The organism is Klebsiella sp. B345 (assembly GCF_051131735.1).
In the GTDB taxonomy this organism is placed as follows: domain Bacteria; phylum Pseudomonadota; class Gammaproteobacteria; order Enterobacterales; family Enterobacteriaceae; genus Klebsiella.
The window spans coordinates 4,797,688-4,822,483 of sequence record NZ_CP180443.1 but is presented as its reverse complement, the minus strand read 5'-3'; the positions used below and the strand labels follow the sequence as shown (position 1 = coordinate 4,822,483).

The 24,796-nt window shown below is 57.8% G+C and carries 25 protein-coding genes, 1 tRNA gene and 1 pseudogene; 14 read left to right on the top strand and 13 right to left on the bottom strand.

The window, feature by feature from the left end:
• Positions 1–42 precede the first annotated feature (42 nt).
• Genes ACMYSO_RS22585 through ACMYSO_RS22570 form a run of 4 tightly spaced genes read left to right on the top strand, consistent with a single transcriptional unit; the run spans position 43 to position 4,485 of the window.
• Positions 43–1,548, top strand: a complete 1,506-nt coding sequence (locus tag ACMYSO_RS22585) for a sugar ABC transporter ATP-binding protein (RefSeq protein ID WP_434670860.1) — start codon at positions 43–45, stop codon at positions 1,546–1,548.
• Complete coding sequence (locus ACMYSO_RS22580) at positions 1,545–2,531, top strand: ABC transporter permease (RefSeq protein ID WP_434668055.1); 987 nt, start codon at positions 1,545–1,547, stop codon at positions 2,529–2,531. The genes ACMYSO_RS22585 and ACMYSO_RS22580 overlap by 4 nt, the downstream gene beginning before the upstream one ends.
• Complete coding sequence (locus tag ACMYSO_RS22575; protein ID WP_434585670.1) at positions 2,531–3,532, top strand: ABC transporter permease; 1,002 nt, start codon at positions 2,531–2,533, stop codon at positions 3,530–3,532. Before ACMYSO_RS22580 ends, ACMYSO_RS22575 begins: the two co-directional genes overlap by 1 nt.
• Before the next feature lie 11 nt (positions 3,533–3,543).
• The gene (locus ACMYSO_RS22570) at positions 3,544–4,485 is read left to right on the top strand and encodes a carbohydrate kinase family protein (protein WP_434668052.1); all 942 of its coding nucleotides are present in this window, start codon (positions 3,544–3,546) and stop codon (positions 4,483–4,485) included.
• Between the two features lie 41 nt (positions 4,486–4,526).
• On the opposite strand, the gene ACMYSO_RS22565 is transcribed toward ACMYSO_RS22570, so the two are convergent.
• The 4 genes from ACMYSO_RS22565 to ACMYSO_RS22550 form a co-directional block, all read right to left on the bottom strand.
• Complete coding sequence (locus ACMYSO_RS22565; protein ID WP_434668049.1) at positions 4,527–5,555, bottom strand: 2-hydroxyacid dehydrogenase; 1,029 nt, start codon at positions 5,553–5,555, stop codon at positions 4,527–4,529.
• Entirely contained in the window at positions 5,552–7,048 is a 1,497-nt protein-coding gene (locus ACMYSO_RS22560) for an FGGY-family carbohydrate kinase (protein WP_434668046.1), read from the bottom strand. Before ACMYSO_RS22560 ends, ACMYSO_RS22565 begins: the two co-directional genes overlap by 4 nt.
• A gap of 51 nt (positions 7,049–7,099) precedes the next feature.
• The gene (locus ACMYSO_RS22555) at positions 7,100–7,708 is read right to left on the bottom strand and encodes a methylthioribulose 1-phosphate dehydratase (RefSeq protein ID WP_434585674.1); all 609 of its coding nucleotides are present in this window, start codon (positions 7,706–7,708) and stop codon (positions 7,100–7,102) included.
• A gap of 377 nt (positions 7,709–8,085) precedes the next feature.
• Complete coding sequence (locus ACMYSO_RS22550; RefSeq protein WP_434668043.1) at positions 8,086–9,135, bottom strand: NAD(P)-dependent alcohol dehydrogenase; 1,050 nt, start codon at positions 9,133–9,135, stop codon at positions 8,086–8,088.
• Between the two features lie 103 nt (positions 9,136–9,238).
• On the opposite strand from ACMYSO_RS22550, the gene ACMYSO_RS22545 reads away from it, so the two are divergent.
• The 5 genes from ACMYSO_RS22545 (at position 9,239) to ACMYSO_RS22525 (ending at position 13,864) form a co-directional block, all read left to right on the top strand.
• Complete coding sequence (locus ACMYSO_RS22545) at positions 9,239–9,637, top strand: winged helix-turn-helix transcriptional regulator (RefSeq protein ID WP_434668040.1); 399 nt, start codon at positions 9,239–9,241, stop codon at positions 9,635–9,637.
• 197 nt (positions 9,638–9,834) lie between these two features.
• A complete protein-coding gene (codB, locus tag ACMYSO_RS22540; protein ID WP_434668038.1) occupies positions 9,835–11,097 on the top strand; it encodes a cytosine permease in 1,263 nt (420 codons plus the stop codon).
• A gap of 2 nt (positions 11,098–11,099) precedes the next feature.
• A complete protein-coding gene (locus tag ACMYSO_RS22535) occupies positions 11,100–12,335 on the top strand; it encodes a PucR family transcriptional regulator (RefSeq protein ID WP_434668035.1) in 1,236 nt (411 codons plus the stop codon).
• Positions 12,332–13,570 (top strand): cytosine deaminase, encoded by a 1,239-nt coding sequence (gene codA / locus ACMYSO_RS22530; protein WP_434668032.1) that lies wholly within the window; start codon positions 12,332–12,334, stop codon positions 13,568–13,570. Before ACMYSO_RS22535 ends, codA begins: the two co-directional genes overlap by 4 nt.
• A gap of 18 nt (positions 13,571–13,588) precedes the next feature.
• Positions 13,589–13,864 (top strand): putative quinol monooxygenase, encoded by a 276-nt coding sequence (locus tag ACMYSO_RS22525; protein WP_434668029.1) that lies wholly within the window; start codon positions 13,589–13,591, stop codon positions 13,862–13,864.
• 92 nt (positions 13,865–13,956) lie between these two features.
• Here ACMYSO_RS22525 and ACMYSO_RS22520 read toward each other — a convergent pair whose 3' ends face one another.
• The 4 genes and pseudogenes from ACMYSO_RS22520 to ACMYSO_RS22505 all read right to left on the bottom strand — a co-directional run bounded on the left by ACMYSO_RS22520 (position 13,957) and on the right by ACMYSO_RS22505 (position 16,747).
• Positions 13,957–14,157, bottom strand: a complete 201-nt coding sequence (locus ACMYSO_RS22520; protein WP_434670859.1) for a hypothetical protein — start codon at positions 14,155–14,157, stop codon at positions 13,957–13,959.
• Positions 14,158–14,163: 6 nt separating this feature from the next.
• Positions 14,164–14,691: pseudogene (locus ACMYSO_RS22515) on the bottom strand (SDR family NAD(P)-dependent oxidoreductase); the annotation flags it as partial.
• Positions 14,692–14,886: 195 nt separating this feature from the next.
• A tRNA-Ser gene (locus ACMYSO_RS22510) sits at positions 14,887–14,974 on the bottom strand.
• 144 nt (positions 14,975–15,118) lie between these two features.
• Complete coding sequence (locus ACMYSO_RS22505) at positions 15,119–16,747, bottom strand: ABC transporter substrate-binding protein (RefSeq protein ID WP_434668026.1); 1,629 nt, start codon at positions 16,745–16,747, stop codon at positions 15,119–15,121.
• 268 nt (positions 16,748–17,015) lie between these two features.
• Here ACMYSO_RS22505 and yccA point away from each other — a divergent pair, with 268 nt between their 5' ends.
• Together yccA and tusE are read left to right on the top strand one after the other, a co-directional pair.
• Positions 17,016–17,675: an FtsH protease modulator YccA gene (gene yccA / locus ACMYSO_RS22500; RefSeq protein WP_123753653.1), complete on the top strand. Its 660-nt coding sequence runs from the start codon at positions 17,016–17,018 to the stop codon at positions 17,673–17,675.
• Positions 17,676–17,763: 88 nt separating this feature from the next.
• Positions 17,764–18,093, top strand: a complete 330-nt coding sequence (gene tusE, locus ACMYSO_RS22495; RefSeq protein ID WP_434585683.1) for a sulfurtransferase TusE — start codon at positions 17,764–17,766, stop codon at positions 18,091–18,093.
• Here tusE and yccX read toward each other — a convergent pair.
• Genes yccX through ACMYSO_RS22480 form a run of 3 tightly spaced genes read right to left on the bottom strand, consistent with a single transcriptional unit; the run spans position 18,090 to position 19,796 of the window.
• Positions 18,090–18,371: an acylphosphatase gene (gene yccX / locus ACMYSO_RS22490; RefSeq protein ID WP_123753651.1), complete on the bottom strand. Its 282-nt coding sequence runs from the start codon at positions 18,369–18,371 to the stop codon at positions 18,090–18,092. The two genes, tusE and yccX, sit on opposite strands and share 4 nt — an antisense overlap.
• 51 nt (positions 18,372–18,422) lie before the next feature.
• Positions 18,423–19,211 carry a helix-turn-helix transcriptional regulator gene (locus ACMYSO_RS22485; RefSeq protein WP_434668022.1) on the bottom strand — a complete coding sequence of 263 codons (789 nt, stop codon included), beginning with the start codon at positions 19,209–19,211 and terminating at the stop codon, positions 18,423–18,425.
• 30 nt (positions 19,212–19,241) lie between these two features.
• Complete coding sequence (locus tag ACMYSO_RS22480; RefSeq protein ID WP_434668020.1) at positions 19,242–19,796, bottom strand: kinase inhibitor; 555 nt, start codon at positions 19,794–19,796, stop codon at positions 19,242–19,244.
• A 190-nt stretch (positions 19,797–19,986) separates the two neighbouring features.
• On the opposite strand from ACMYSO_RS22480, the gene rlmI reads away from it, so the two are divergent.
• Positions 19,987–21,189 (top strand): 23S rRNA (cytosine(1962)-C(5))-methyltransferase RlmI, encoded by a 1,203-nt coding sequence (gene rlmI / locus ACMYSO_RS22475; protein WP_434668017.1) that lies wholly within the window; start codon positions 19,987–19,989, stop codon positions 21,187–21,189.
• 59 nt (positions 21,190–21,248) lie between these two features.
• On the top strand, positions 21,249–21,566 hold the full coding sequence (hspQ, locus tag ACMYSO_RS22470) for a heat shock protein HspQ (RefSeq protein WP_123753647.1): 318 nt from the start codon (positions 21,249–21,251) through the stop codon (positions 21,564–21,566).
• A gap of 44 nt (positions 21,567–21,610) precedes the next feature.
• Here the strand turns inward: hspQ and ACMYSO_RS22465 are convergent, their stop codons facing one another.
• On the bottom strand, positions 21,611–22,024 hold the full coding sequence (locus ACMYSO_RS22465; RefSeq protein WP_123756208.1) for a CoA-binding protein: 414 nt from the start codon (positions 22,022–22,024) through the stop codon (positions 21,611–21,613).
• A 154-nt stretch (positions 22,025–22,178) separates the two neighbouring features.
• Between ACMYSO_RS22465 and mgsA the strand changes: the two genes are divergently transcribed.
• Positions 22,179–22,637, top strand: coding sequence for a methylglyoxal synthase (gene mgsA / locus ACMYSO_RS22460; protein ID WP_123756253.1), 459 nt, complete (start codon positions 22,179–22,181; stop codon positions 22,635–22,637).
• Between the two features lie 29 nt (positions 22,638–22,666).
• Here mgsA and helD read toward each other — a convergent pair whose 3' ends face one another.
• Positions 22,667–24,721 carry a DNA helicase IV gene (gene helD / locus ACMYSO_RS22455; RefSeq protein ID WP_434670858.1) on the bottom strand — a complete coding sequence of 685 codons (2,055 nt, stop codon included), beginning with the start codon at positions 24,719–24,721 and terminating at the stop codon, positions 22,667–22,669.
• Between the last annotated feature and the right edge of the window lie 75 nt (positions 24,722–24,796).

Genomic DNA, 24,796 nt, shown 5'->3' with positions numbered 1-24,796 from the left:
ACTCAATCCTCCGGCGGGACCCATCCCGCCGCTGGTCTGGCGATGAACCAGATCAGCAAAACCTTCGCCAACGTGACTGCATTAAATGCGGTCACGCTGCTTCTGAACCCCGGTGAAATTCACGGCCTGATCGGCGAGAACGGCGCGGGAAAATCCACGCTCATTAAGATCCTCGCCGGCGTGTACCAGGCCGATAGCGGCAACGCCACCCTCGACGGAGTACCTCTGCCGCTCGGCAATCCTGCGGCGATTGAAGCGCTGGGCATCCGCGTTATTCACCAGGAGCTTAACCTGATCCCGCACTTTACCGTCGCGGAATCGGTGTTTCTGGGTCAGGAGTACCGCACCCGCTGGGGCGCGCTGGACCGGCGGCGCATGAATGCCGCTACCGAGACGTTTTTCCGCGACAGCTGGCAGCTGGACATCAACCCGCGCCGCCTGATCCGCGACCTCAGCCTCGCCGAACGCAAACTGGTGCAGATAGCCAGGGCGTTGATCGATGGCGCCGCAAAGCTGGTGGTGTTCGATGAGCCCACCGCGCCGCTGGAAGCCCAGGAAGCCAGTCTGGTCTCCTCGGCGATCCTGCGCCTGCGGGAACAGGGGATCGCGATCCTCTATATTTCTCACTATCTCAACGAAATCGCTGCCCTGTGCGATCGCGGCACGGTGCTGCGTAACGGCGAGGTCGTCGGCTATCCTGACCAGCAGCTCCTGCAAAATACCGATGCGCTGATAAAAATGATGGTCGGTCGCGATATCGAGCAGCTGTATACCCCGCGCCAGAGCAGCGCTCAGGAAGTCGATGCCGCCGCCCCGGTGCTTTCCGTGCGCCATCTTAGCGACGGCCAGCAATTAAACGATATTACCTTTGATATTCAGCCCGGTGAGATTGTCGGCGTGGCCGGGCTGCTGGGTGCAGGGCGCGACGTGCTGGTCGATCTCCTTTACGGGCTACGCCGCCCTCGTAGCGGCACGATCAGCATCGACGGCCAGCTGAAACGACTGCGAACGCCCTATCAGGCCACCCGCGCCGGGCTGGCGCTGGTCCCCCGCGACCGCCGTCATCAGGGACTGATCCTCCCCTTTTCCACCGCCGATAATATTAATCTGGCCTCGCTGCCGGACACCGCCACCTTCGGCTGGGAACGTCGAGGCCGAGCGCTGGAAAAAGCGCGCAGCTGGATCGAGCAACTTTCCATCCGCCCCGGCCGCCCGGAACTGCCGGTGCGCTTGATGAGCGGCGGCAACCAACAAAAGGCGATTCTCGCCCGCTGGCTGGGCACCGACGCACGGCTGTTCATTCTCGATGAACCGACCCTCGGGGTGGATATCGGGGCACGCAGCGATATTTATCAGCGCACCCGTGAACTGGCGGATCGCGGTCGCGGCGTGCTGGTTTCTTCCAGCGACGCACCAGAACTATTGGGCCTTTGTGACCGCATCCTGGTGATGTGGCGCGGCGAGCTGGTCGCCAATCTCCCGACCCAGGGGCTGACGCTGGACGCGTTACTGGTGACGATTAACGGTGGACAGGAACAACAGGTATGAGCGCAAGCATCCAGCGTCGCCCCCTTCCGGGCATCACGACGCTTATCGAAAAATTCCCCCTGATTCTCTTTTTTGCGCTGCTGGTGTGGCTCAGCCTCCAGTCGCCGTTCTTTTTAAGCTGGCAAAATATCAGCATGATGCTGGTGCAGAGCGTACCGCTGGCGATCCTCTGCTTCGGCCTGGTGTGCGTGATAGCCGTCGGCGGCGATGATGTGGTCTCCGGCGGGATTGACCTGTCGCTTCCCGCCATTGCGGTGCTCGGCGTGGCGCTGCTCAGCCTTGGCATGGCGGAGTGGAACACCCCTTACCTGCTGCTGTTATTACTGCTGATTGCCGTCAGTCTGGCCTGCGGGGCGGTCAACGCCACGCTGGTGCTGGCGGCGGGTCTGCCGCCGCTGCTGGCGACGTTGTCGACCTCGGTGGCCTTCACCGGGCTGACCGACCTGCTGACCGGCCAGCGGCGCATCGCGGTCAATGACCCGCTGATGGTGGCCTTTCGCGATAACGATCTGTTCGGTATTCCGTGGCCGCTGATCTACCTGCTGGCGGTCTTCGCGCTGTTTCAGTTTCTGCTGCATCACTCCCGCTTCGGCCAGCATTTACAGGCGGTTGGCGGCAACCGCGATATGGCGCAGATGAGCGGGCTCAACGTGCGCCGTTTGACCATTATTGTCTGGCTGCTGGCGGGGGTCGCCGCCGGACTGGCGATTATGCCGCTGCTCAGCCAGGGCTCCGGCAGCTCCAGCGGCACGGCAACGCCATTGCTGCTGGAAACCGTTCTCGCCACCTTTATCGGCGCGGCGTTCTCGCGGCGTCGCGTGGTCACCATTTGGGGCGCGCTGCTCGGTGCGGTGCTGGTCAACGCACTCTCTAACGGGCTGGGCCTGCTGGGGGTGAATATTTTCTGGATGGGGGCGATCAAAGGCGGCCTGATCCTCGTGGTGCTGGCGGCGTCGGCGGTCAGACATAAAGGAGGCAACTGATGAGCCAGTTGACGCTCAAAACCCCATCAACGGGGCAAACCGGCAGCAGCCCGCTGGCATGGCTGTCGCGGGCAGGATTCGGCGTCATTACCCTGCTGGCGATTGCCCTGTTCGGCTGGGCCAACCCGGTATTTTTGACCTTCGATAACTGGGCCAACCTGCTACAGGGCAGCGCCATTTTGCTGATCGTAGCGATGGCGATGACCCTTATCGTCAGCGCCGGAGCAATTGACCTCTCCGTTGGCGTGGCGCTGGATTTCGGCGCGGCCTTTGCGCTGGTGGCGCTCAAAACCTGGCACCTGCCGTGGCAAGCTGCGGTCGGCTGCGCGCTGCTCGGCGGGGTGATTATCGGCCTGCTGAACGCCTTCCTGATCCTTATCTGCCAGATTCGCCCGTTCCTTGCCACCCTTGGCACCTGGTTTATCGCCAGCAGCGCCGAGCGCATCTACACCGACGGCGGCGGCTCTATCTCTTTCCGTCGGATGGCGCCGGAGTATCACGATCTGGCAGTCGGCAATATCGCCGGTATTCCTACACCGGTGGTGATTGTTCTGGTGCTGTGGCTGGCGGCCTGGCTGATAACCGAACGAACGTTGTTTGGCAAATACGTTCGCGCGATCGGCCAGAACGGCGAAGCGGCGCGAATCGCCGGGATCCGCGACCGCCGGACCATGCTGTGGGTGCTGGTGGCGGCCTCCGCCCTGTGCGCCGTTGGCGGCGTGATCCTCTCCGCCAACCTGCGGCAGTTTACGCCGCTGGCCGGCCAGGCCTATCTAATGGACGCTATCGCCGCGGTATTTATCGGCACCGCCTTCAACCGGCTGGGCCGGGTCAGCATTGCCGGCACCCTCGGCGGCGTGCTGTTCCTCGCGATTATTGATAACGGCCTGAATCTGATGGGGCTGAACTACCTCGTGAAAGATGCACTGGTGGGCGTGATTCTGGTGGTGGCGCTGGCCCTCTCCTTCTGGCAGGCGCGCCTGCGTCAAACGCATCGTTAAGTGGAGCACGTATGGCAACTTTTGACGCCGTCTTTGTCGGCCTGACTATTCTTGATATCGCCGGTCGCCCGGTTCGCGACATCCCGCCGCGCGGCGGGGTGGCCTTTATCGAACAGATCCGCCTTAACCCCGCCGGTACCGCCGCCGGGGCCAATATCAATGCGGCAAAGCTGGGGATCCGTACCGCCGCGGTGGCCTGCCTGGGCGAAGACGAAAAAGCCGATTTTATCCTCGCCAGCTATGCCCGGCTGGGTATCGACTGCTCGCTGATCCAGCGCACGACGCTGAAGGAAACCTCAGCGACGATCCTGCCCATTCGTCCCAACGGCGAGCGCCCGGCGCTGCACTGCCGGGGGGCTTCCGATGCCCTTTTCGTCAGCGAAGACCAGTTCGCCGATATTCTTGATTGCCGCTTCCTGCACCACGGCGGTACCGGCCTGCTGGCCGCGATGGACAGCGGGCAAAGCGCGCAGCTGCTACAGGCGGCGAAAGCCCGCGGCGTGACCACCAGCTTCGATTTAATTGCCCCCGACGAGCACACCCTGGATCTGCTGCGCCCGCTGCTGCCATCGGTGGACTTCTTTATGCCTTCCCTTGAAGAGGCCGCGTATCTCTCCGGGCAGACGCAACCGGAAGCAATCGCCCGTTTCTTCTTCGGGCTTGGCGTCGGGACCTGCATTTTGAAAGATGGCGAGAACGGCTCCTGGCTACTGACCCGCGATGGCGCCATTGAACATATTGCGCCGTTCCGGGTTGATGCTGTCGACACCACCGGCTGCGGCGACAGCTACTGCGGCGGCTTTATTGCCGCCCTGGCCCGTGGGTTAAGCGTCAACGCGGCGTGTGAAGTGGCGTCTGCCGTCGCCGCGTTGGTGGCGACCGGGATGGGTTCGGATGCGGGGGTGGTTGACTGGGAACAGACGCAGGCGTTTATGGTGGCAAACCGCGGCTGACAAACAGCATCGCCGCCGCATCATGCGGCGGCACAAGCAGCTTAGCGCCACTGGTAGAGCAGCGGCTCCCCGGCGACATAGCGCTGGAGGTCGGCGGCAATCATCGCCGTATGCTTCGCGATGCTCTCCCGCGTCGCCCCGGCAATATGCGGGGTGATAATCACGTTATCAAACTCGGTGACAAACGGGTGGTCGCGCCACAGTGGTTCCCGGTGATACACATCCAGCGCCGCGCCGCCCAGCGGGCCGTGGCGCAGCGCGTTAATTAACGCCTCTTCATTCACTACTGCAGCACGAGAAGTATTAATCAGCAGCGCGCCCGGCTTCATGCTATTGAGCAATGGCGCGTTGACCAGGCCATCGCTGTGCGGGCCGCTGCTCAGATGCAGGCTGACGATGTCTGCTTCACGGAACAGCGCCTCAAGCGTCGTTTTCTGTAATCCCGGCTCGTTGATATCCTCGGCGGCGACAAACGGATCCACCACCAGCACCGCCATACCAAAGGCACGGGCAATGCGCGCCACCCGGCGGCCAATATTGCCGTAGCCGATCAGCCCCAGGGTTTTATTGCGCAGCTCGCTGCCTTTAAACACTTCATAAGGGCTTTCCGGGCTGACGTCCCACACCACATCACGGCGCAGCCCGTTCTGGGTGGCCTGCGCGGCATTCTCAGCGTTAGTGAACTCACCGCGTTTCAGCGCCGCGTGCGATTGCGGAATGTGTCGCGCCAGGCCCAGCATCAGCCCCAGCGTCAATTCTGCGGCGGCGTCAGCATTGCGGCCCGGCGTATAAAGTACCCGGATATCGCGCGCCTGGGCGGCCTTGGTATCAATATTCACCGGATTGGCACGGGTGCAGGCGATGACCTTCAGACGTGGGCAGGCGGCTATCACCTCTTCCGTCACATCATCGTAGCTGGTCACCAGCACGTCAGCGTCGTGAGCCAGCTCGATCAGCTGGCCAGCGCTTAGCTTCGGCTTGCCCAGCGCCCACCCTTCAACCCGCAGTTCGCCAAGTTGCTGAAATGCACTGAGATCGCCGGCGTGTTCGGCGGTAAAAGCAATTTTCATATGCGTTGTTCCTGAGAAAGAGCGTGAAGCGCCTCGCGGCGGGCCTGCCAGACCGGGAGCATCTGCTCGCGCAGCAGGCGATAAACCGGGTATAGCGCGGCGTAACGGTGATGCGCTTGCGGATTGGGCTGATAGCGGGTCTGCTCCAGCACCGGGTAATGGCTCAGGGCATCGACGCTGCGCGCTGCCAGAATCGCCGCACCGCGCGCGCTCAGCTCGTTGAACGCGCTGGAGACCACCGTTCTGCCGGTACAGTCGGCAATGATTTGCAGCCAGGTGGCTGAAGCCGCGCCGCCGCCGGTCAGATACAGTTCACCGCCCTGCGGGTAGCCCTGAAGCGAGTCGACGATGGCGTAAGCCAGCCCTTCAAACACCGCCCGCTGTAGCTCTGCGCGGGTGGTGTGCTGGCTGATACCGAAATAACCAGCCCTCGCCTCGGGGCTAAAGAACGGTGCGCGTTCGCCGTTAAGATAGGGCTGCCAGAACACCCCGCCGCTGCCCGGCTCAACGCTGGCGATGCTCTGTTCCAACTGCTGTAAATCCGGGTTCAGCGAAATCTGCTGCTGGAGCCAATCGATATTCGGTGTGCCAGCCTGCATCGGAAACAGATTAATGAAGCGGCCTGATTCGGCATGGGTGACGTAACGTGTCCCCTCGTTGACCGTCTGACGACCATGGCAGACGATGCCGGTGCAGCAGGTGGTGCCAAGAATGGTGTAGATGTCACCGTCGTTCACCGCGCCGCAGCCAAGCGCTGCGCTGCACACGTCGAGCGCACCAGCGGCTACCGGCGTGGCAACGGGAAGCCCGGTCAGCAAGGCGACCTCTTCTCGCAGCGTACCGGCCGGAGCATCCGGCGCCAGCAGCGGCGGGAACAGATGCGCTAAATCCGCCAGCCCCATCTCATTCAGCACCACCGTGGATAACGTCCCGCTGTGCTGATTAAGCAAAGAGGTGCTGGCGTCGGTGAGATCCAGCGCCGCGACACCGGTGAGGCGAAAGCGGATCCAGTCCTTCGCAAAAAACAGATAACGGGCCGCCGCCAGCCGCTCCGGCTGATGATGTTTAAGCCAGTACAGCTGCATACTGGTGTTGCAGGGTTGCAGGTGGGTGCCGGTATCGTCGAAGAAACGGCGGTCAAAACCGGGGCGCCTGAGCAGTTCGCTCATCAGCTCGCGGCTGCGGGTATCGCTCCACAAGATCCCCGGCCCAACCGGTTCGCCTTCGGCATCGCTGAGCCAGACACCTTCGCCCTGCCCGGCCAGACCAATCGCGCGTAAACGCCCGTTTTGCAGCGCCGGATGCTGGGCAATATCGCGCAGGATCGCCACCACCGACTGCCACAGCTGGGCCATGTCCTGTTCGGCATAGCCGTTAGCCGACAGCCGCGGGCCGGTATTCTGCGCCGCGCTGGCGCACGCCTGAAAATATTCATCAAACAGCACCGCTTTAACGCGTGAGGTGCCGATATCGATTCCGAGATAAAAATCCATGCCTGACCCGTTGGTGGAGAGAGATTTAGAACCTAATAGTGCTGGCTCTGGTCACGGCTCGTAGCGGCGACGCATCAGCTCGCACTCGAACAAAAACTCCAGCCCTTCCAGCTGGCGACGGGCCTCGTTAATATCTTTGCCCCAGCAGGTCAAGCCGTGGCCGCGCAGCAGGAAGCCGTAACGCAGCGGGTTGGTCTGGGCGTAATCTTCAATGCGCGCCGCCAGGGCGTCTATGTCCTGGTCGTTATCGAAAATCGCCACCGGTACGGTATCGAGATGGCTGTGCTGGCCGGTCAGGGTTTTCTGCATTTCATAGCCCTGCAGCGCCAGGGTGCCGCTTTTTTCAATACGCGACAGCACGGTGGCGTTGACGGTATGAACGTGTAGCACCACGTTGGCCTCCGGGAACAGGCGATATACCAGGGTATGCAGGCCGGTTTCAGCGGAAGGTTTACGCCCGGAAGGGGCTTTATTGCTGGCGATCTCAACCTGGAGGAAATCTTCCGTCGTCAGGCTGCCCTTATCGCGTCCTGACTCGCTGAGCCAGCACCAGGTCTCATCCTGGCGCACCGACATATTGCCGCCGGTAGCCGGTGCCCAGCCTTTCGCGCCGATCCAATGACAGGTGGTGACCAGTTGCGCGAGTCTTTCTTGCCACATAGCAGTTCCTTAGTTAGCGATGTTGATTTGAGAACCTTTACGGTCAGGCGCTATGGTTGCAGGCAGTTTGGACACCGACAGCGCACGGCCCTGGTCCAAAATGGCCAATGAAATAGCCTGATGAAAGGTTCTTTAGCCGTCTAAATGGCTATTTATCCGATACTAACACCGCTCGCTGACGTGAACAATATTTCAGGAAAGGCTGACATTGATAATGGTTATATCAGAAATGCATATGAAATTAGCAATTTCAACAACGATACAACCAGTCGGTTTCATGGAGCCAACATTACCCGCTATCAGTGACCGGAAACCATGGAGGATCGTTCTGCAAGAAAGAAGCTGGATGCGCCCGCAGAAATCGGGCGCAGTCGCGGTTAGAGCGCCGTGGCGGTCATATCAATCACAAAGCGGTATTTCACCTCCCCTTTCAGCATCCGGCTGAACGCCGCTTCAACCTCTTCGCCGCGAATCATCTCGATGTCCGCGGTAATGTTGTGCTGGCCGCAGAAATCCAGCATCTGCTGGGTCTCCTGGATGCTGCCGATGGAAGTGCCGCTGATGCTCAGGCGACGAAACACCAGCGGCGTGACATCCGGTGATGGGTGAGGACTGTCGGGGATCCCCACCAGCACCAGGCGGCCGTTGGTCTTCAGGGCCGCCAGATAGGGGTCAAGGTCGTGCGGCGCGGCGACGCAATCAAGAATGATATCAAGGCTGGCGACACTGGCTGCCATCTGTTGGCTATCGCGGGAAATCACCACCCGGCTTGCCCCGAGACGCCGCGCGTCTTCGCCTTTTTCCGGCGAGGTGGTAAACAGCGTGACCTCCGCCCCCAACGCGCGGGCCAGCTTGACCGCCATATGCCCCAGGCCGCCAAGGCCGATCACCCCGACCCGGTCTCCCGGTTTCACGTCGAAGTAGCGCAGTGGCGACCAGACGGTCACGCCGGCACACAGCAGCGGCGCAACGCCAGCCGGGTCAAGGTTTTCGGGAACGCTCACCACAAAGCGCTGGTCAACGACGATATTCTGCGCATAGCCGCCGCGAGTCAGCTCGCCGGTATAGCGGTCTGTGCCGTTATAGGTCGGCGTAAAGCCGCTGTCGCAATATTGCTCTTCCTGCTGCTGGCAAAAGGTACACTGCCCGCAGGAGTCGACCATCACCCCCACTCCCACCAACTGACCCGGCGAAAAGCGCGTTGCCGCCTTACCGCTCTGGCGAACCCGCCCCACAATTTCGTGGCCCGGCACCAGCGGATACTGGCTGACGCCCCATTCATTGCGCGCCATATGCAGATCGGAGTGGCACACGCCGCAGTAGAGAATATCGATCAGCACATCGTTATCCTGAACGTCGCGCAGGGAAATTTCCCCCACCCGTAGCGGCTGGTCGGCAGCGGTGGCCATCATTCCACGAATCTTCATCTGTACCTCAGGTCTGGCTGTAAAAAGGCCGCACACTATAGACAGGCGGTTTCCAGATTGGTAGTAGTTACCATTTGGTGACCATAAACAGAGAGGAGCAAAAATGCCGGTTATCGTCGAGGGGAAACTCTATTTCTATGCTGATTCCGCCCCGCGCAGGTTGATGGATCTTTTTTCGCTAAAGTGGTCTTCCATGGTGCTGCACGCGCTGTGGCACTGGCCGAACCATCGCTGCCGCACCGCTGAACTTCAGCGCAGCCTGCAGGGGATCTCAAAAAAGATGCTGATCCAGACCCTGCGCGAACTGGAGATGCGCGGCTTGATTAGCCGTCATGTTTACCCGGTGGTGCCGCCAAAGGTGGAATATACGCTGACCGATTTGGGCAAAACCTTCGCCCAGCCGATTGAGCAGATGTATCTGTGGGGGCTGGAGAATCAGGTCGCGCTGGATGAGATGGAAGCACATTACCAGGCGGCAACGGAAAAAAGCGCGTCGTCCTGAAAATCGCCACTCCGGAATTGCTCCACGACGGTGCAAAACTTTGCACTGTGCACACTATTCTGGCAAACACCTGCGGGTTAACGACTTTTTATGTGCACTGTGCACAGTGCATTGTGTTAACCCTGCCCCGATTTTATTGGCATACCTCTTGCTACCCCTCTGCATCGCCATTCGGATAGCCACTCAGAGGTTCCACTATGTCAAACAGCAATGATTTTCCGCTCGTCGAAGCGCCTGCCACCGGGCGCAAGGGCGTATTTTCGATCTCCATGGTCCTGTTCAGTTTCACCTTTTTTACCGGCACGATGTTCGCAGGCGGCAAGCTTGGCGTCTCTTTTTCCATCGTAAACCTGCTGTGGATTGCGGTTATCGGTAACTTTCTGCTGGCCCTGTACGCCGCATCGCTCGGCTGGATCGCCGCTCGCAGCGGGCTGAATACCGTGCTAATGGGGCGTTTTTGCTTCGGAGAAATCGGCAGCAAACTTGCTGATTTTATTCTCGGCTTCGCCGAGCTGGGCTGGTACGCCTGGGGGACGGCAACGGTCGCTATCTCACTGGTCAAAATCCTCGCCCTGCCCGAGGTCGCGACCATTCCGCTAATGATCCTGTTCGGGATCCTGTTCTGCGTGACCGCGCTGGTGGGCTATAAGGGGCTGGACGCGCTGTCGCGTATTTCGGTGCCGCTGATGTTTATTCTGCTGGTGGTGTCGATGTACCTTGCCGCCCATCATGCCGGTGGCTGGCAGGCGATGATTCACATCGAACCGAGCGAAACCATGACCTGGTCGGCCGCTATCACCATGGTGTTCGGTACCTTCGCCAGCGGCGCGACCCAGGCGACAAACTGGACCCGGCTGGCGAATTCCAGCCGCACCGCCATCATCGCCAGCATGAGCAGCTTCCTCGTCGGTAACGGGCTGATGATTGTGGCCGGAGCCTGGTGCGCCATCGTCTATCAGCAGGCCGATATCGTCGAAGTGCTGATTTTGCAGGGGCTTTCCGTTGCCGCGGTGGTGATGCTGTGCCTCAACCTACTGACGATTCAGGGACCGACAATCTATAACGTCTCTGCCGCCGCCTGCCATCTGCTGCGCAGCGAGCGCCGCCGTACGCTGACCGTCGCCGCCGCTGGCGTCGGGATTCTGCTGGCCATTGGCGGTATGTACGAAATGCTGATCCCTTTCCTGGTCCTGCTGGGCAGCATTATTCCGCCTATCGGCGGCGTGATCCTCGCCGACTATTGGTTTTATCGCGGCGGCCGCTACCCTCTGCTGCAAACCGCCCGTTTACCGCGCTTTAACTGGCTGGGGCTTGGCGCCTACGCCGTGGGTGCGGTGGTGGCTTACTTGTCGCCGTGGATTGCGCCGCTGGTTGGCATTACCGTTTCCGCGCTGGTCTACATCGCCCTGACGCGTCTGAGCAAGCGTCAACCCGCCGCTGATTCCGTCGCGGAGCAGTAACCATGAGCCTGACGGTCAGCGAAATCCTCGCCCTTGACGGCCTCTCCGCCATGCGCCTGCGAGCGGGCAAACAGGGGCTACAGCTGGCGGTTCGCTGGTACTACGTAGCGGAAAATGAAAATATCGCCGAGTGGATCATGGGCGGGGAGCTGGTGTTTATCACCGGGATCAACCATCCCCGCGATGAGGACAACCTGATCCATTTGCTGATGGAGGGTAAGCAGCGCGGGATCGCCGGGATGGTGATCCTCACCGGCGACGCCTATATTCAGGCGATCCCGCGGCGGCTGCTCGCCCTCGCCGACGAACTCGGTATTCCGCTGATCGAACAGCCCTATTTGCTGAAGATGGTGATTGTGACGGAACGCATCGGCACCGCGTTGGTACGTAGCGAGAATGCCCTGCAATCACAGCGCGATATTCTGATGCAGCTGCTCACCGGCGATTATCCCGACCTGCAAATCCTGCATCAGCGCGCGCTCCACCAGCAGCTGGATTTTACCCGTCCGCTGCGGGTCGCGGCGCTGCGCCTGGAGGGAATACAGCGGCTGTTTCGTCAGTCGCCACCTGAGCAGGCCGAAGCCTGGCTACAGCAGGCCCGCCGCACCGTGCGTCAGCGATTGCAGCAGCAACTCAACCAACAGGGCAACCCTTTCCCGCTGGTGGAGCGCAGCAATATGTTTCTGTTCCTGCTGCCGGATGAGGAAGGTGAGTTTTATCAGCAGAAAAAATGGCTAGAGCAGTGGTTGCTCGCGCTGGCACAAGGCAATGACGGGCTGTCGCTGCTGTGCGGCCTTTCCGCGCCGGTGCAGCAGCTACAGGGATATCAGCGCGCGCTCTCGCAGGCGCGTCAGGCGCTGGATCTCAGCGATAACCTGCGCCCGGCCCAGCGCATCAGCGACTATCAGCAACTGGGCTTTATCAAACTGCTTTCCGCCGTCAGCGATCCTACGCTGCTGAGCGATTTTATGCATGACACTCTCGGCTGCCTGATCGAACCCGACCGCAAAAGCCCGTGGCTGCTCATGGAGACGCTGGAAACGCTGCTTCAGGAGAACGGCAACGTGGTCAGGGCCGCCGAGCGGTTAGGTATTCACCGCAATACGCTGCATCAACGCATCCAACGCATTGAAAAACTGACCAGCTATCCGGTCAGTCATCCGCAATTTCATCTCAACGCCTCTGTCGCCTTAGCGATCTGGCGTATGTCGCAAAACCATTTACGGGAACAACCATGAAAATTATCAACGCGCGCCTGCGCCATAAAGCAGCACTGTATACCCTTGATTTACAGGATGGTGTGATTAAAAGCATCGTTTCGCAATCCGCAGCGCAGACCGCTGGCGCCAGCAATATCGACGCCCAGCAAAAGCTGGTGATCCCGCCGTTCGTCGAGCCGCATATCCATCTCGACGCCACCCTGACCGCAGGCGAACCGGAGTGGAATATGAGCGGTACGCTATTTGAGGGCATTACCCGCTGGAGCCAGCGTAAAGCGAGCGTCACGGTAGAAGACACGCGCCAGCGCGCGCTGAAAACGATCGGCATGCTGCGCGATAACGGCGTGCAGCACGTGCGCACACATATAGATGTCACCGATCCGTCTCTGACGGCCCTTGAAGCGATGCTGCAGGTGAAAAAAGAGGCGGCCCATCTTATCGACCTGCAAATCGTGGCCTTCCCGCAGGAGGGCATCGAATCCTTCCCCGGCGGGCGTGAGCTGATGACCCGCGCCATTGAGATGGGTGCCGACGTGGTAGGCGGTATTCCGCATTACGAAAACACCCGCGATAAGGGAGTCAGCTCGCTGGTCTTTCTGATGGACCTGGCCCAGCGCCACGGCTGCCTGGTGGATGTTCACTGCGATGAAATCGACGACCCGCAGTCACGCTTCCTGGAAGTACTGGCAGAAGAGGCCCGGGTTCGCGGCATGGGCGCGCAGGTTACCGCCAGTCATACCTGTGCGATGGGCTCCTACGATAATGCTTACTGTTCGAAGCTGTTCCGCCTGTTAAAGGCGTCGGGCATCAACTTTATCTCCTGCCCGACCGAAAGCATTCACCTGCAGGGGCGCTTCGATACCTGGCCAAAACGCCGCGGCGTGACACGGGTGGCGGAGCTGGATCGCGCCGGGATTAACGTCTGCTTTGCCCAGGATTCCATTCAGGATCCGTGGTACCCGCTGGGTAACGGCAACATTATGCGCATTCTTGATGCCGGCCTGCATATCTGCCATATGCTGGGGTATGAAGATTTGCAGCGCTGCCTCGACCTCATTACCGATAACAGCGCCCGGGCGCTGTGCCTGGGCGATAACTACGGTATTGCCGAGGGGCGTCCAGCAAATCTGCTGATCCTTGATGCAGAAAATGATTATGATGCGGTATGCCGCCAGGCTAAAGTGCTGACCTCCATTCGTCACGGCAACATCATTATGCAACGCCAGCCGGAGCAGGTTTGCTATTCAAACTGAATAAATAAAGGGATGCTAATGATTAAGCTGACGGGTCGTTTAGTGTGCAAAGATGCCGACGAGGCGGCGCTTGTGCGCCAGTACCTTCCGGAACACAAGAAACTGACAAAGGAAGAAAGCGGATGCGTGTCATTTGAGGTTACGGAAACGGCGGATCCTTTGATCTGGAAAGTCGAAGAGCTTTTTAGCAACCAGACGACCTTTGATGCTCATCAGACAAGAACCAGGGCTTCAGTCTGGGGAAGTGAAACCCGCGCGATTGCCCGGGAATATGACATCTCAGAGGTTGAATAGCCGTACCGCTGATGCCCTTTTCAACAAGCCGCCCATGGCGGCTTTTTACACCTGCAGCAAATTACACTTCCTCAATAGAATTTCAGGCCCTGTTATTGCAAATCTTCGCGAGTTGGTCCCTGAAAGTAGATGCTACTAATATGGCAGTGACGAGGTTGCGTCAGCACAAAACGAATCGTTTCCCAGACGGAACGGCCGTCCATTAGCCGCTCCCCCATTCTGCATTGTTCATCGCCAGGCGCGTCTAACCCAGTCAGTTCAAAATCCGGTGGATACAAACCGGTTACCCGGATGTTTTCTTTGGATAATTGTTTTGACAGTTTAGTAGTAAAACCGCTAAGCCCATGTTTACTGGCAAAAAATGCAGGATGGGCAATGGAATCTGTGAAATTCGCAATACCGCATACAGATATAATCGCAACGATGTCAGCGCGGTCCGAGTGCCTTACTCCTGGGAGCAACGCCTGTGTGAGTAGTATTGAGCCCGTCAGGCCTGAACTGATGGTATTGAGGATTTCAGTGTCCGGTTGCTCGTCTATTGTCCCTGACAACCACTGAGCAGCATTAAGGATTAAAATGTCTATGGGCTGGTCTGAATGTAAGAGTTGGGAAGCAAACTGGGCAATAGATTCAGGCTGGGTTAAATCACAGATATACCCTTTTGCAGCTCCACCTTCAGCTGTAATGATGCCGCAGGTTTTTTCAATATCAGCAAGGCGCCGCGCGCTAAACTCCACGTCGACCCCCTCTCGCGCCAACCACACGCACAATGCCTGACCAAATCCTCCGCCCCCACCAGTGATAACAGCCCTTTTACCCTTCAGCATAGTCATGCATCCTTTTTGCGATGTGTATGTATCGGGGGATATATAGCATGAGGCGGCGGGGTGACATCTTCCAGTTAGTGCCATTTGTCGCGGGATAAAAAACGCTGTCTGCCAGCTTTTTATCGTGTTCCTGGGGTGAGGAAATGTCAGAAATGAAAAAACCCCAGGATATTAACTATCCTGGGGTTTTATATTTGGCGGAAGCGTAGAGATTCGAACTCTAGAACCCTTTCGGGTCGCCGGTTTTCAAGACCGGTGCCTTCAACCGCTCGGCCACGCTTCCGGTATGGGGCGCACTATAAACACCTCTGCGTAGGCTGTAAAGCCCGATTTTGTTCAACTGCCGTAAAAACAAACAAAAATGCGTTATTCGTCTGAAATATAGGCATATTGCATAAAAAAAATACGCAAATCGGGCCGGCTACGGTCAATGTTTTTTGATGTACATATCTTTCGTGAAGTAGTACCCCAGCTTATCCGGTGTAAATCCGCCTACCCACGGCTTCACCAGGTGCGTTCTGACATAGTGATAGACCGGGATCGCGGGCACCTCTTTCCCCAGTAAATCCTCTGCCTGCTGGTAGAACTTGCCGCGGGCGACAACATCTGGCGCTTTGGCGGCGTTCTTCAACGCTTCGTCATAGGCAGGATTGCTGTACTGGCTGGTGTTTTCACTGTCGCCGGTGCGGAAGTTATTCAGGAAGGTGGCCGCATCATCGTAATCGGCAATCCACGCGTAGCGCACCGCATCAAAAGTATGCGTGTGCATGGTGTCGAGCATCGTCTTCCATTCCTGATTTTGCAGCTTCGCTTCCACGCCAAGGTTTTTCTTCCACATCGAACTGGCAGCAATCGCTACGCGCTGGTGCGATTCTGAGGTGTTGTACAACAGATTAAACACCAGCGGATGCGCATCGCTGTACCCGGCCTCAGTCAGCAGCTTTTTAGCCTCGGCAATCCGTTTATCCCGCGGCCAGCTGGCATAATCCGGGTTTTGCAGCTTTACGCCCCCAATGTCAGGCTGACTGATCAGCCAGGCCGGACGCTGCCCCTGCCCCAACACTTTTTCAGCGATGATGTCTTTATCCAACGCCATATTCAGCGCCAGGCGGACGCGCGGATCGTTAAACGGTGGTTTGGTCGTATTGAACTCGTAGTAGTAGGTCGCCAGCTGCGGCGAAACGTCCAACTGATCGCCCATGGTTTTTTTAAGCTGGGCAAACTGGTTGATCGGCACCGTATAGACAATGTCGATTTCACCGGCTTTATAACGGTTGACGTCGGCCGCTTCCGAATGAATCGGCAGATAGGTCACTTTGTTGATAACGGTATGCGCATTATCCCAATAGCGCGGGTTACGTTCAGCGACGATGCGCTCGTTAACCACCCACGCGGACAGCTTATAAGGACCGCTGGTCACCATATGCTGCGGTTTGGTCCACTGCTCGCCAAAACGGTTCACCAGCACTTTATCAATAGGCGCCAGCGAAGGGTGCGCCAGCATCGCCAGAAACGCAGCGTTCGGCTGCGTCAACGTCACTTCAAAGGTGTCATCATCAATTGCTTTCACGCCCAGCGTTTCCGGCGCTTTTTTCCCCTCGGCAATCTCCTGCGCATTCACGATGTGCATATTACCGGGATAGCTGGCGTACGGCGACGCAGTCAGCGGCGACACCAGACGTTGCCAGCTCCAGACAATATCCTGTGCGGTGATGGCGGTCCCGTCAGACCAGGTGATGCCAGGACGTAAATGGAAGGTCCAGACGGTGTTATCTTTATTATCCCACTTCTCCGCCAGACGCGGCTGAATCTCACCTGTCGGCGAGACGCTGACCAGCCCTTCGAACAGATCGCTGATGATATTAAACTCAACATCGCTTTCGACTTTATGCGGGTCCAGCGACGCCGGCTCGCTGCCGTTATTTCTGACCAGCTCCTGCTTTTCTGCCAGCACCGTACCCGGTGGCACCTGGGCGGCGAAAGCCGTTGCCGTCGAGCAGAGTAAACCGATAGCCAGTAATGCTTGTGTGATGTGATTGTATTTTTGTGATTTCATATCCCTTGCCTTTATTACGCTTCGTTTGTACCCTCTCCACACTTAGCCACAGAATGGCAATAACGCAATATCTTTCAGTGACCTATCAGATTCCGATCTGGTTCCTGATGCCAAACGCACAAACGCACCGCCTTAGCATCATTTATTAGAATAAAATGCTATGACATTGCGCTGTGAGGCAAAGTAAAGATGGGTAAAAGCACTATGGCTTCTGGCGTGGTTTTTTTATGCTTCGTTATTAATTACATCTGTCATAAGAGAGTGACTCATGGATCGTATAATTACGTCGTCGCGTGACCGTTCATCGCTGCTCAGCACGCACAAAGTTCTGCGGAACACCTATTTTCTCCTCAGTCTGACACTGGCATTTTCCGCTATCACGGCGACGGCCAGTACGGTACTGATGCTGCCCTCTCCGGGGCTGATTCTGACGCTGGTCGGGATGTATGGTCTGATGTTCCTGACCTATAAACTGGCCAACAAGCCGACCGGGATTCTGGCGGCATTCGCCTTTACCGGCTTCCTGGGATATATCCTTGGCCCGATGCTGAATGCCTACCTGTCCGCGGGCATGGGCGACCTGATCGGCCTGGCGCTGGGCGGTACCGCACTGGTGTTCTTCTGCTGCTCGGCCTACGTGCTGACCACGCGTAAAGACATGTCCTTCCTCGGCGGTATGCTGATGGCCGGCGTAGTGGTGGTGCTTATCGGTATGGTGGCGAACATCTTCCTGCAGCTGCCGGCTCTGCACCTGGCAATCAGCGCGGTGTTTATCCTGATTTCTTCCGGCGCAATCCTGTTTGAAACCAGCAACATCATCCGCGGCGGCGAAACCAACTATATCCGCGCTACCGTGAGCCTTTACGTGTCGCTGTACAACATCTTCATCAGCCTGCTGAGCATCCTTGGCTTCGCAAGCAGAGACTAACCTCTCGTACCGTAGTTCACAGGCCCTGCTTATGCGGGGCCTTATTTTTTGCTAAACTGCCGCCAGTCTGGACGGTATGTGAAGAATTATGTTTATCTTTGAAGGCAATGAAATAGAGACCGATAGCGAAGGCTATCTGAAAGATACCACGCTGTGGAACGAGGCAATGGCGGAGGTTATCGCCGAACAGGAAGGCATCACCCTCTCCGTTGAACACTGGGAAGTGGTGCGCTTCGTGCGCGATTTTTATCTGGAATTCAATACCTCGCCCGCTATCCGCATGTTGGTGAAGGCGATGGCCAATAAGTTTGGCGAAGAGAAAGGCAACAGCCGCTATCTCTACCGTCTGTTCCCGAAAGGCCCAGCAAAACAGGCGACTAAAGTTGCCGGCCTGCCTAAACCGGTGAAATGCATCTAGTACAGAATGGCAAATTTTTGCCATTCTCTGGTGGGTTGATGAGGTTCCGTATTCACCCTGTCAACCCGCGCACTACGCGGTCCGCCCGCCTGTAGCCACGTAATTAACGCCGCCACCTGTTCCTCTTCGCCGCAGGCCAGCACTTCCACACTGCCATCGTCAAGATTACGCGCGTAACCCGTCAGCCCTAAGCGTAGCGCTTCCCGCTGCGTCGAGTAGCGAAACCCCACGCCCTGAACGGAACCATAGACCCACGCCATGGTGCAGATTGTCGCCATGATTGCTCTCCTTTTGTGGCTACCTTTGATGCTGAGAATAGCAAACTTTTGCTAACGCACATGCTTCGGCAACAGGCCGTAATGCTGACGAAAGCGTGCGGTAAAACGAGAACCGGACTGATAGCCGCTGTTGCGTGCGATCTCGCCGATGGGCAGCGAGGTCGATTGCAGCTGGCCTAATGCGAAAGCCATTCGCACCTCCTCAACAATCAGGCGAAAACTTTGCGACTCCAGTTGTAAACGGCGGCGTAACGTCGATTCGCCGAGAAACAGCATCTTCGCCACCCGAGGCACGCTCCACTCGTCCGCCGGTGACAGCATAATAATTTGCCGCACCTGGCCCGTCAGATCCTGTTGCCGCTCATGCAGTAACGGCCCGGCGTAGCCCGCCTGCTGCAACGCCAGCAGCAACCCCATCGCCTGGTGATGTTGCAGCTCCGTCGATAATCCGCCGCGAACCACCTGCAGGACGTTCTGCCACATAAACGATAGTTCCGGCGTCACCGGCGCGCACAGGGACGTCAGTCGACCGGGCGGCGGCTCATTCAGATATCGCGTTTTAAAATCGGCCAACAGCTCAGGCGTCAAAGAGAGCAAATCGGAACAAAATAAGCCATTCTCCGGCTGATTAATCACTTCGAGTTCGATGTCAGCGGGCAGGATGATCAGCTGCTGCGGCGTCGCCAGCATCTGGCTGGCGCCCTGCACGATGATCTTGCTCCCACGGTTCACCCGACACAGCGCCGGTGAGAACAACCTGACGCGGTGCAGTTTATAGAGCCGACGGGAGCTAATTTCCGCCGCCGACAATGCATTATGCTGAAAGTGAATACTGCGCATCTGGACTCTCTGTATCTCGCTGTCTGTCGTTTAGCGCCCCGACATTGCCGTCAGCTGCGCGCTGGCAATAACATGGCTGCGTACCATAAACCCGACTAACGCGCCGCTGGCCTGGGCGTCGATGGGTAACGCTGGCGTGTCCAGTGCCCACACCGTAAAACGATAACGGTGTGGTTTATCGCCGGCTGGCGGGCAGGCGCCGCCAAACCCGGCGTAACCAAAGTCATTTCGGCCCTGCACCGCACCAGCAGGCAGTTTAGCGTTATTTTTAGCTCCGGCACCAGCAGACAGGTGGGAAACCGTCGCGGGGATATTCACCACCGTCCAATGCCACCAGCCGCTGCCGCTTGGCGCATCCGGGTCGTAGGCGGTTATCGCGAAACTGCGGGTGCCTGAGGGCGCATTTTCCCAGGCCAACTGGGGCGAGATATTCCCCCCTGAACAACCAAAGCCCTGAAACAACTGAGTCGCCGCCAGGCTATCACCTTCGCGCATATCACTACTGGTAACGCGAAATGGTGCTGCCGCTGCGCTGGTAATGATAGCCACTATCAACATTGCTGCTAACCGGGATCCTGTTTTCATCGTATTGTCCTCCATTGGGTGAGGAAACACTGTAAGATCGACCGCGGTTTTTTATTGTGCCGAAGCGTCTGCATTTTGTGCCGAAACGCTCAGCTGTCGCCACCGGTGGAAAGATGCTTGCGCCAGCCACTTGTGCTAACCTACGCGCCATTTTTCGGTGCCGACATTCCCGTTGCTTAAAGGTAGCCCCATGACAGATTCCATTTTCCCCCGCTTAGTGTTATCCAAAGGACGCGAGAAATCCCTGCTGCGTCGCCATCCCTGGGTGTTCTCCGGCGCCATTGCCCGTATGGAAGGTAAAGCCCGTTCCGGCGAAACCATCGACATCGTCGATTCGCAGGGAAAATGGCTGGCCCGTGGTGCCTGGTCGCCGTCATCGCAGATTCGCGCGCGCGTCTGGAGCTTCGATCGCCAGGAAACTATCGATACCGCCTTTTTCGAACGTCGTTTGCAGCAAGCGCAAACCTGGCGTGAATGGCTGGCCGCCCGCGACGGCCTCGACAGCTATCGCCTGATCGCCGGCGAGTCTGACGGACTGCCTGGCGTCACAATTGACCGTTTCGGTAACTTTTTCGTCCTGCAGCTGTTAAGTGCCGGCGCCGAGTATCAGCGTGCCGCCATCGTTAGCGCACTGCAGACCCTGTTCCCGGACTGCTCGATTTACGATCGTAGTGATGTCGCCGTACGTAAAAAAGAAGGTCTGGAACTGGCGCAGGGTCTGGTCACCGGCGACCTGCCACCCGCGTTGCTGCCAATCACCGAACACGGCATGCAGCTGCTGGTCGATATTCAGGGTGGCCACAAAACCGGCTACTACCTCGATCAGCGCGACAGCCGACTGGCAACCCGTCGCTACGTCGCCGATAAACGCGTGCTGAACTGCTTCTCTTATACCGGCGGTTTCGCCGTCTCTGCGCTGATGGGCGGCTGCCGTGAGGTGATTAGCGTAGATACCTCCCAGGAGGCGCTGGACGTTGCGAAGCAAAACGTTGAGCTCAACAAACTGGACCTTTCCAAAGCCGAATTTGTCCGCGACGACGTGTTTAAACTGCTGCGTAAATATCGCGATCAGGGTGAGAAGTTTGACGTGATTGTCATGGACCCGCCAAAGTTCGTGGAGAACAAAAACCAGCTGATGGGCGCCTGCCGTGGCTATAAAGATATCAACATGTTAGCGATTCAACTGTTGAACCCCGGCGGCATTCTGCTGACCTTCTCCTGTTCCGGTTTGATGGCGACCGATTTATTTCAGAAAATCATCGCCGATGCCGCAATTGACGCCGGACGTGATGTACAATTTATAGAACAGTTCCGTCAGGCTGCCGATCACCCGGTGATCGCAACCTACCCGGAAGGGCTGTATCTGAAAGGGTTTGCCTGTCGCGTCATGTAACTTGAAAAGTGAAACCTTGCCCGCATATAGCAGGTAATGACGTTTCCCAGGAGGTGCTTATGATTGCCAGCAAATTCGGTATCGGGCAACAGGTCCGCCATACGCTATTGGGCTATCTTGGCGTGGTGGTTGATATCGATCCACAATACTCGCTCTCCGAGCCTGAAGAGGACGAAATTGCCGCCAATGACGAACTGCGCGCATCTCCCTGGTATCATGTGGTGATGGAAGATGAGGACGGACAGCCGATCCACACTTATCTTGCGGAAGCGCAATTGAGTAGCGAAACCAGCGATGAGCATCCGGAGCAGCCGTCCATGGACGAACTGGCCAGAACGATTCGCCAGCAGCTACAGGCGCCGCGGCTACGTAACTAAGACGCCGCTAACATGAAAAAACCCCGCCGCAGCGGGGTTTTTATTTACCTCGACAGCCCCAGGCGCGGTATTTCTATCGCCGGGCAACGATCCATCACCACGTTGAGCCCCGCCTCGCGCGCCAGCACGGCCGCCTGCTCGTTAATGACGCCCAGCTGTAACCACAGGGTTTTGGCGCCAATCGCGATGGCCTCTTGCGCGACGCCCAGGGCAGCATCGGAGTTACGGAATACATCAACCATATCCACCTTCTCCGGCACATCGCCGAGCGTGGCATAGCCTTGCTGTCCCAGCAACGTGGTGCCAGCGACTTTTGGTGAAACCGGGATCACGTGATACCCCTGCTCCAGAAGGTATTTCATCACTCGATAGCTGGGCCGGTCGGGTTTGTTACTCGCTCCCACCAGCGCAATCGTCTGTGTTGAGTTCAGAATGGCTGCGATATCGTTCTCTTTCATTTTATCCTCCCGCTATTTAGCCCAAGTGTAAGCTAATCCAGGCGAACGGGCCATCCATCCTAACTTACGGATGCGTCAAAATTTTTCGCCCAGACGCTTGCAGCAGCAGTCACTTCCAGTAATCTGTCTGCAGGTCAAAATGTGGAATGAAATTATGGAACTGACGACACGTACGTTACCGGCACGCAAACATATCGCGCTGGTTGCTCACGATCACTGTAAAGATATGCTGATGAAATGGGTTACGCGCCACCAGCCGCTGCTGGCCCAGCACGAACTCTATGCAACCGGCACCACCGGTAACCTGATTTCCCGGGCGACCGGGCTTGAGGTGAACGCGATGCTGAGCGGCCCGATGGGCGGCGATCAGCAGGTTGGTGCACTGATCTCGGAAGGGAAGATCGATGTACTGATCTTCTTCTGGGACCCGCTCAACGCGGTACCGCACGATCCGGACGTGAAAGCGCTGCTGCGCCTTGCGACGGTCTGGAACATCCCTGTCGCTACCAATGCGTCAACGGCCGACTTTATTATTCTGTCGCCGACCTTCAATGAGCCGCTCGATATCCTGATCCCGGATTATCAACGTTACCTCGCCGAACGTCTTAAGTAAGTCCGGCTGGCGGCGAGTCCGCCAGCTTCTTACGGTTTTCTCGCCACCGGCACATCAAGCGCTTCTAACATTTCAACGAAAGGCGAAGGCTGAGCTTTGTTGAACAACAGCCAGACGCGCAACCGTGCGCGCGTCATCGCGACATACAGCAGACGTCGCTCTTCGGCATCCGGGAAATCCTCTGGCTGCGGCAACAACGCCTGCTCTATGATCGATTCGCGAGCTGGCGCCGGAAACGCATCGTCACCCTCCTGAAGCCCCAAAATAATCACGTAGTCCGCCTGCTGGCCTTTGCTGGCATGAATGGTCATAAAATCAAGCTGCAGGTGTGGCCAGCGGGTGGCCGCTTTTTCCAACGCCTCAGGTTTCAGGTGATGGTAACGGGCCAGTAGCAGGATCCGCTGTTCCGGTTTCGCATAGCCACTGAGTTTATCCAGTAGATCGTCGAGCTTATCGTCGGCCAATAAGGTCACCGACTTTTTGTCTCCGGCGGTCAGGCTGTTCAGCGGTTTGCTCATCTGGTGTGGGTTTTGCTGGATAAACCCGTTCGCCACCTCGCCAATGCGACCATTAAATCGGTAGGTAGTGTCCAGTGCACAGCAATCGCCCTCACCAAAATAGTGGTTGAAGGCCGTTGTCAGAGAGAGTTGAGCGCCGCTAAAGCGGTAAATGGCCTGCCAGTCGTCGCCAACGGCAAACAGCGTGGTCTGGGTATTTTGCCGGCGTAAAGCGGCAAGCAGCGCGGCACGCTGAGGTGAGATATCCTGAAACTCATCCACCAGAATATGCTTCCATGGACTAACAAACCGACCTTTATCCAGAATATTTACTGCCTGGTGTATCAGCCCGGAGAAATCGACCGCGTTTTCCTCTTTCAGCGCCGTTTTCCACGCTTTCAACAGCGGTGCCATCAGCTTAACGCGCTTGCCGAACAGATCGCGCACCGTTTCCGGCGCCCCGGCAATCATCTCAGCCTGTGAACCGCCGTGCATACGCATCAGGCTGACCCAGCGATCGAGACGGCTGGCCATTCGCCGCTGTATTTTCTTGTCCTGCCAGAAGTCGCCATCTGGCACCTGCCAGTCCATCTCTTCTTCCAGCCACTGGCGCCAGCCTTTTGCCTGTGCTTTTTTTTCCTGGCACTGCAGACGCCAGTTTTTCAGCAACAGGTCCTGCCGCGCGGAACTATCGCTCTCCAGCTTGCTGATGGCGGGCACTTTTTTGCTACCTTGCTGAATAATATGCAGCGCCAGCGAGTGAAAGGTGCGTGCTGTAATATCGTCAGAGCTCAAGCGCTCGCGGATGCGCTCGTCCATCTCCTGGGCTGCCTGACGACCAAACGCCAGCAGCAGGATCTGGTCGGGAGCGGCTTCGCCTCGCGTCAGCAGCCAGCCGGCGCGGGCCACCAGGACTGATGTTTTTCCGCTTCCAGCACCGGCCAGTACCAACAACGAGCGCTCACCGTTTACCACCGCCCTGGCCTGTGCCGGGTTTAGCGGTGAGGATTCTATCCCGGCAAAAAAGCCGCTGTACTGTTCCAGCATCGCCTGAGTAAATGCCTGGTTATGGGCAAGGCGCGCGGTTTCAGTATCGGCCAGCCAGCGTTGGCACTCCTGCCACAGCTCACGGCAGTTCTCAAAGGCATCGAGGCGGCTGGTCGGCATCGGCAACCCGGCGAGCGCCCGGCGAATCTTTCCCTGTACTTCAGCGACCTGTTGACGGGTCAACCATTTACCTTCTGCGCTGGCGCGACCCGCGTCCACCAGCAACTGGCGGAGAACATCGGCGGAAATGTTGCTCATTTCCGTACTCCACTGCTGCCAGAGCGTATTCAGATGATGAAAGAAACGTTGCGTCTCATTCCATTCGGTACCGTGCAAACGCACCACTTTGCTGTCCGGCAGAACGAACTCCAGCTCGCCCCACACCAGGCCTCGCTTGCAATGAATAGACAGTAACTGATTGAAAGGTATGATATATTCATGGTTATCACCAGATACCTTTACTCCGGCGTTAAGCAGTTGCACCCTGTCGTAAGGATGCTGTGCCATGCGCTTGCCTAATGTTGTCGCTTTAAGTTCCATATAATGCCGAATATCAATCAGGTTGGATGTTTTCAAGTTTAACCGCCTGTGACCAGGTGCTCCAGCGTAAAAAAC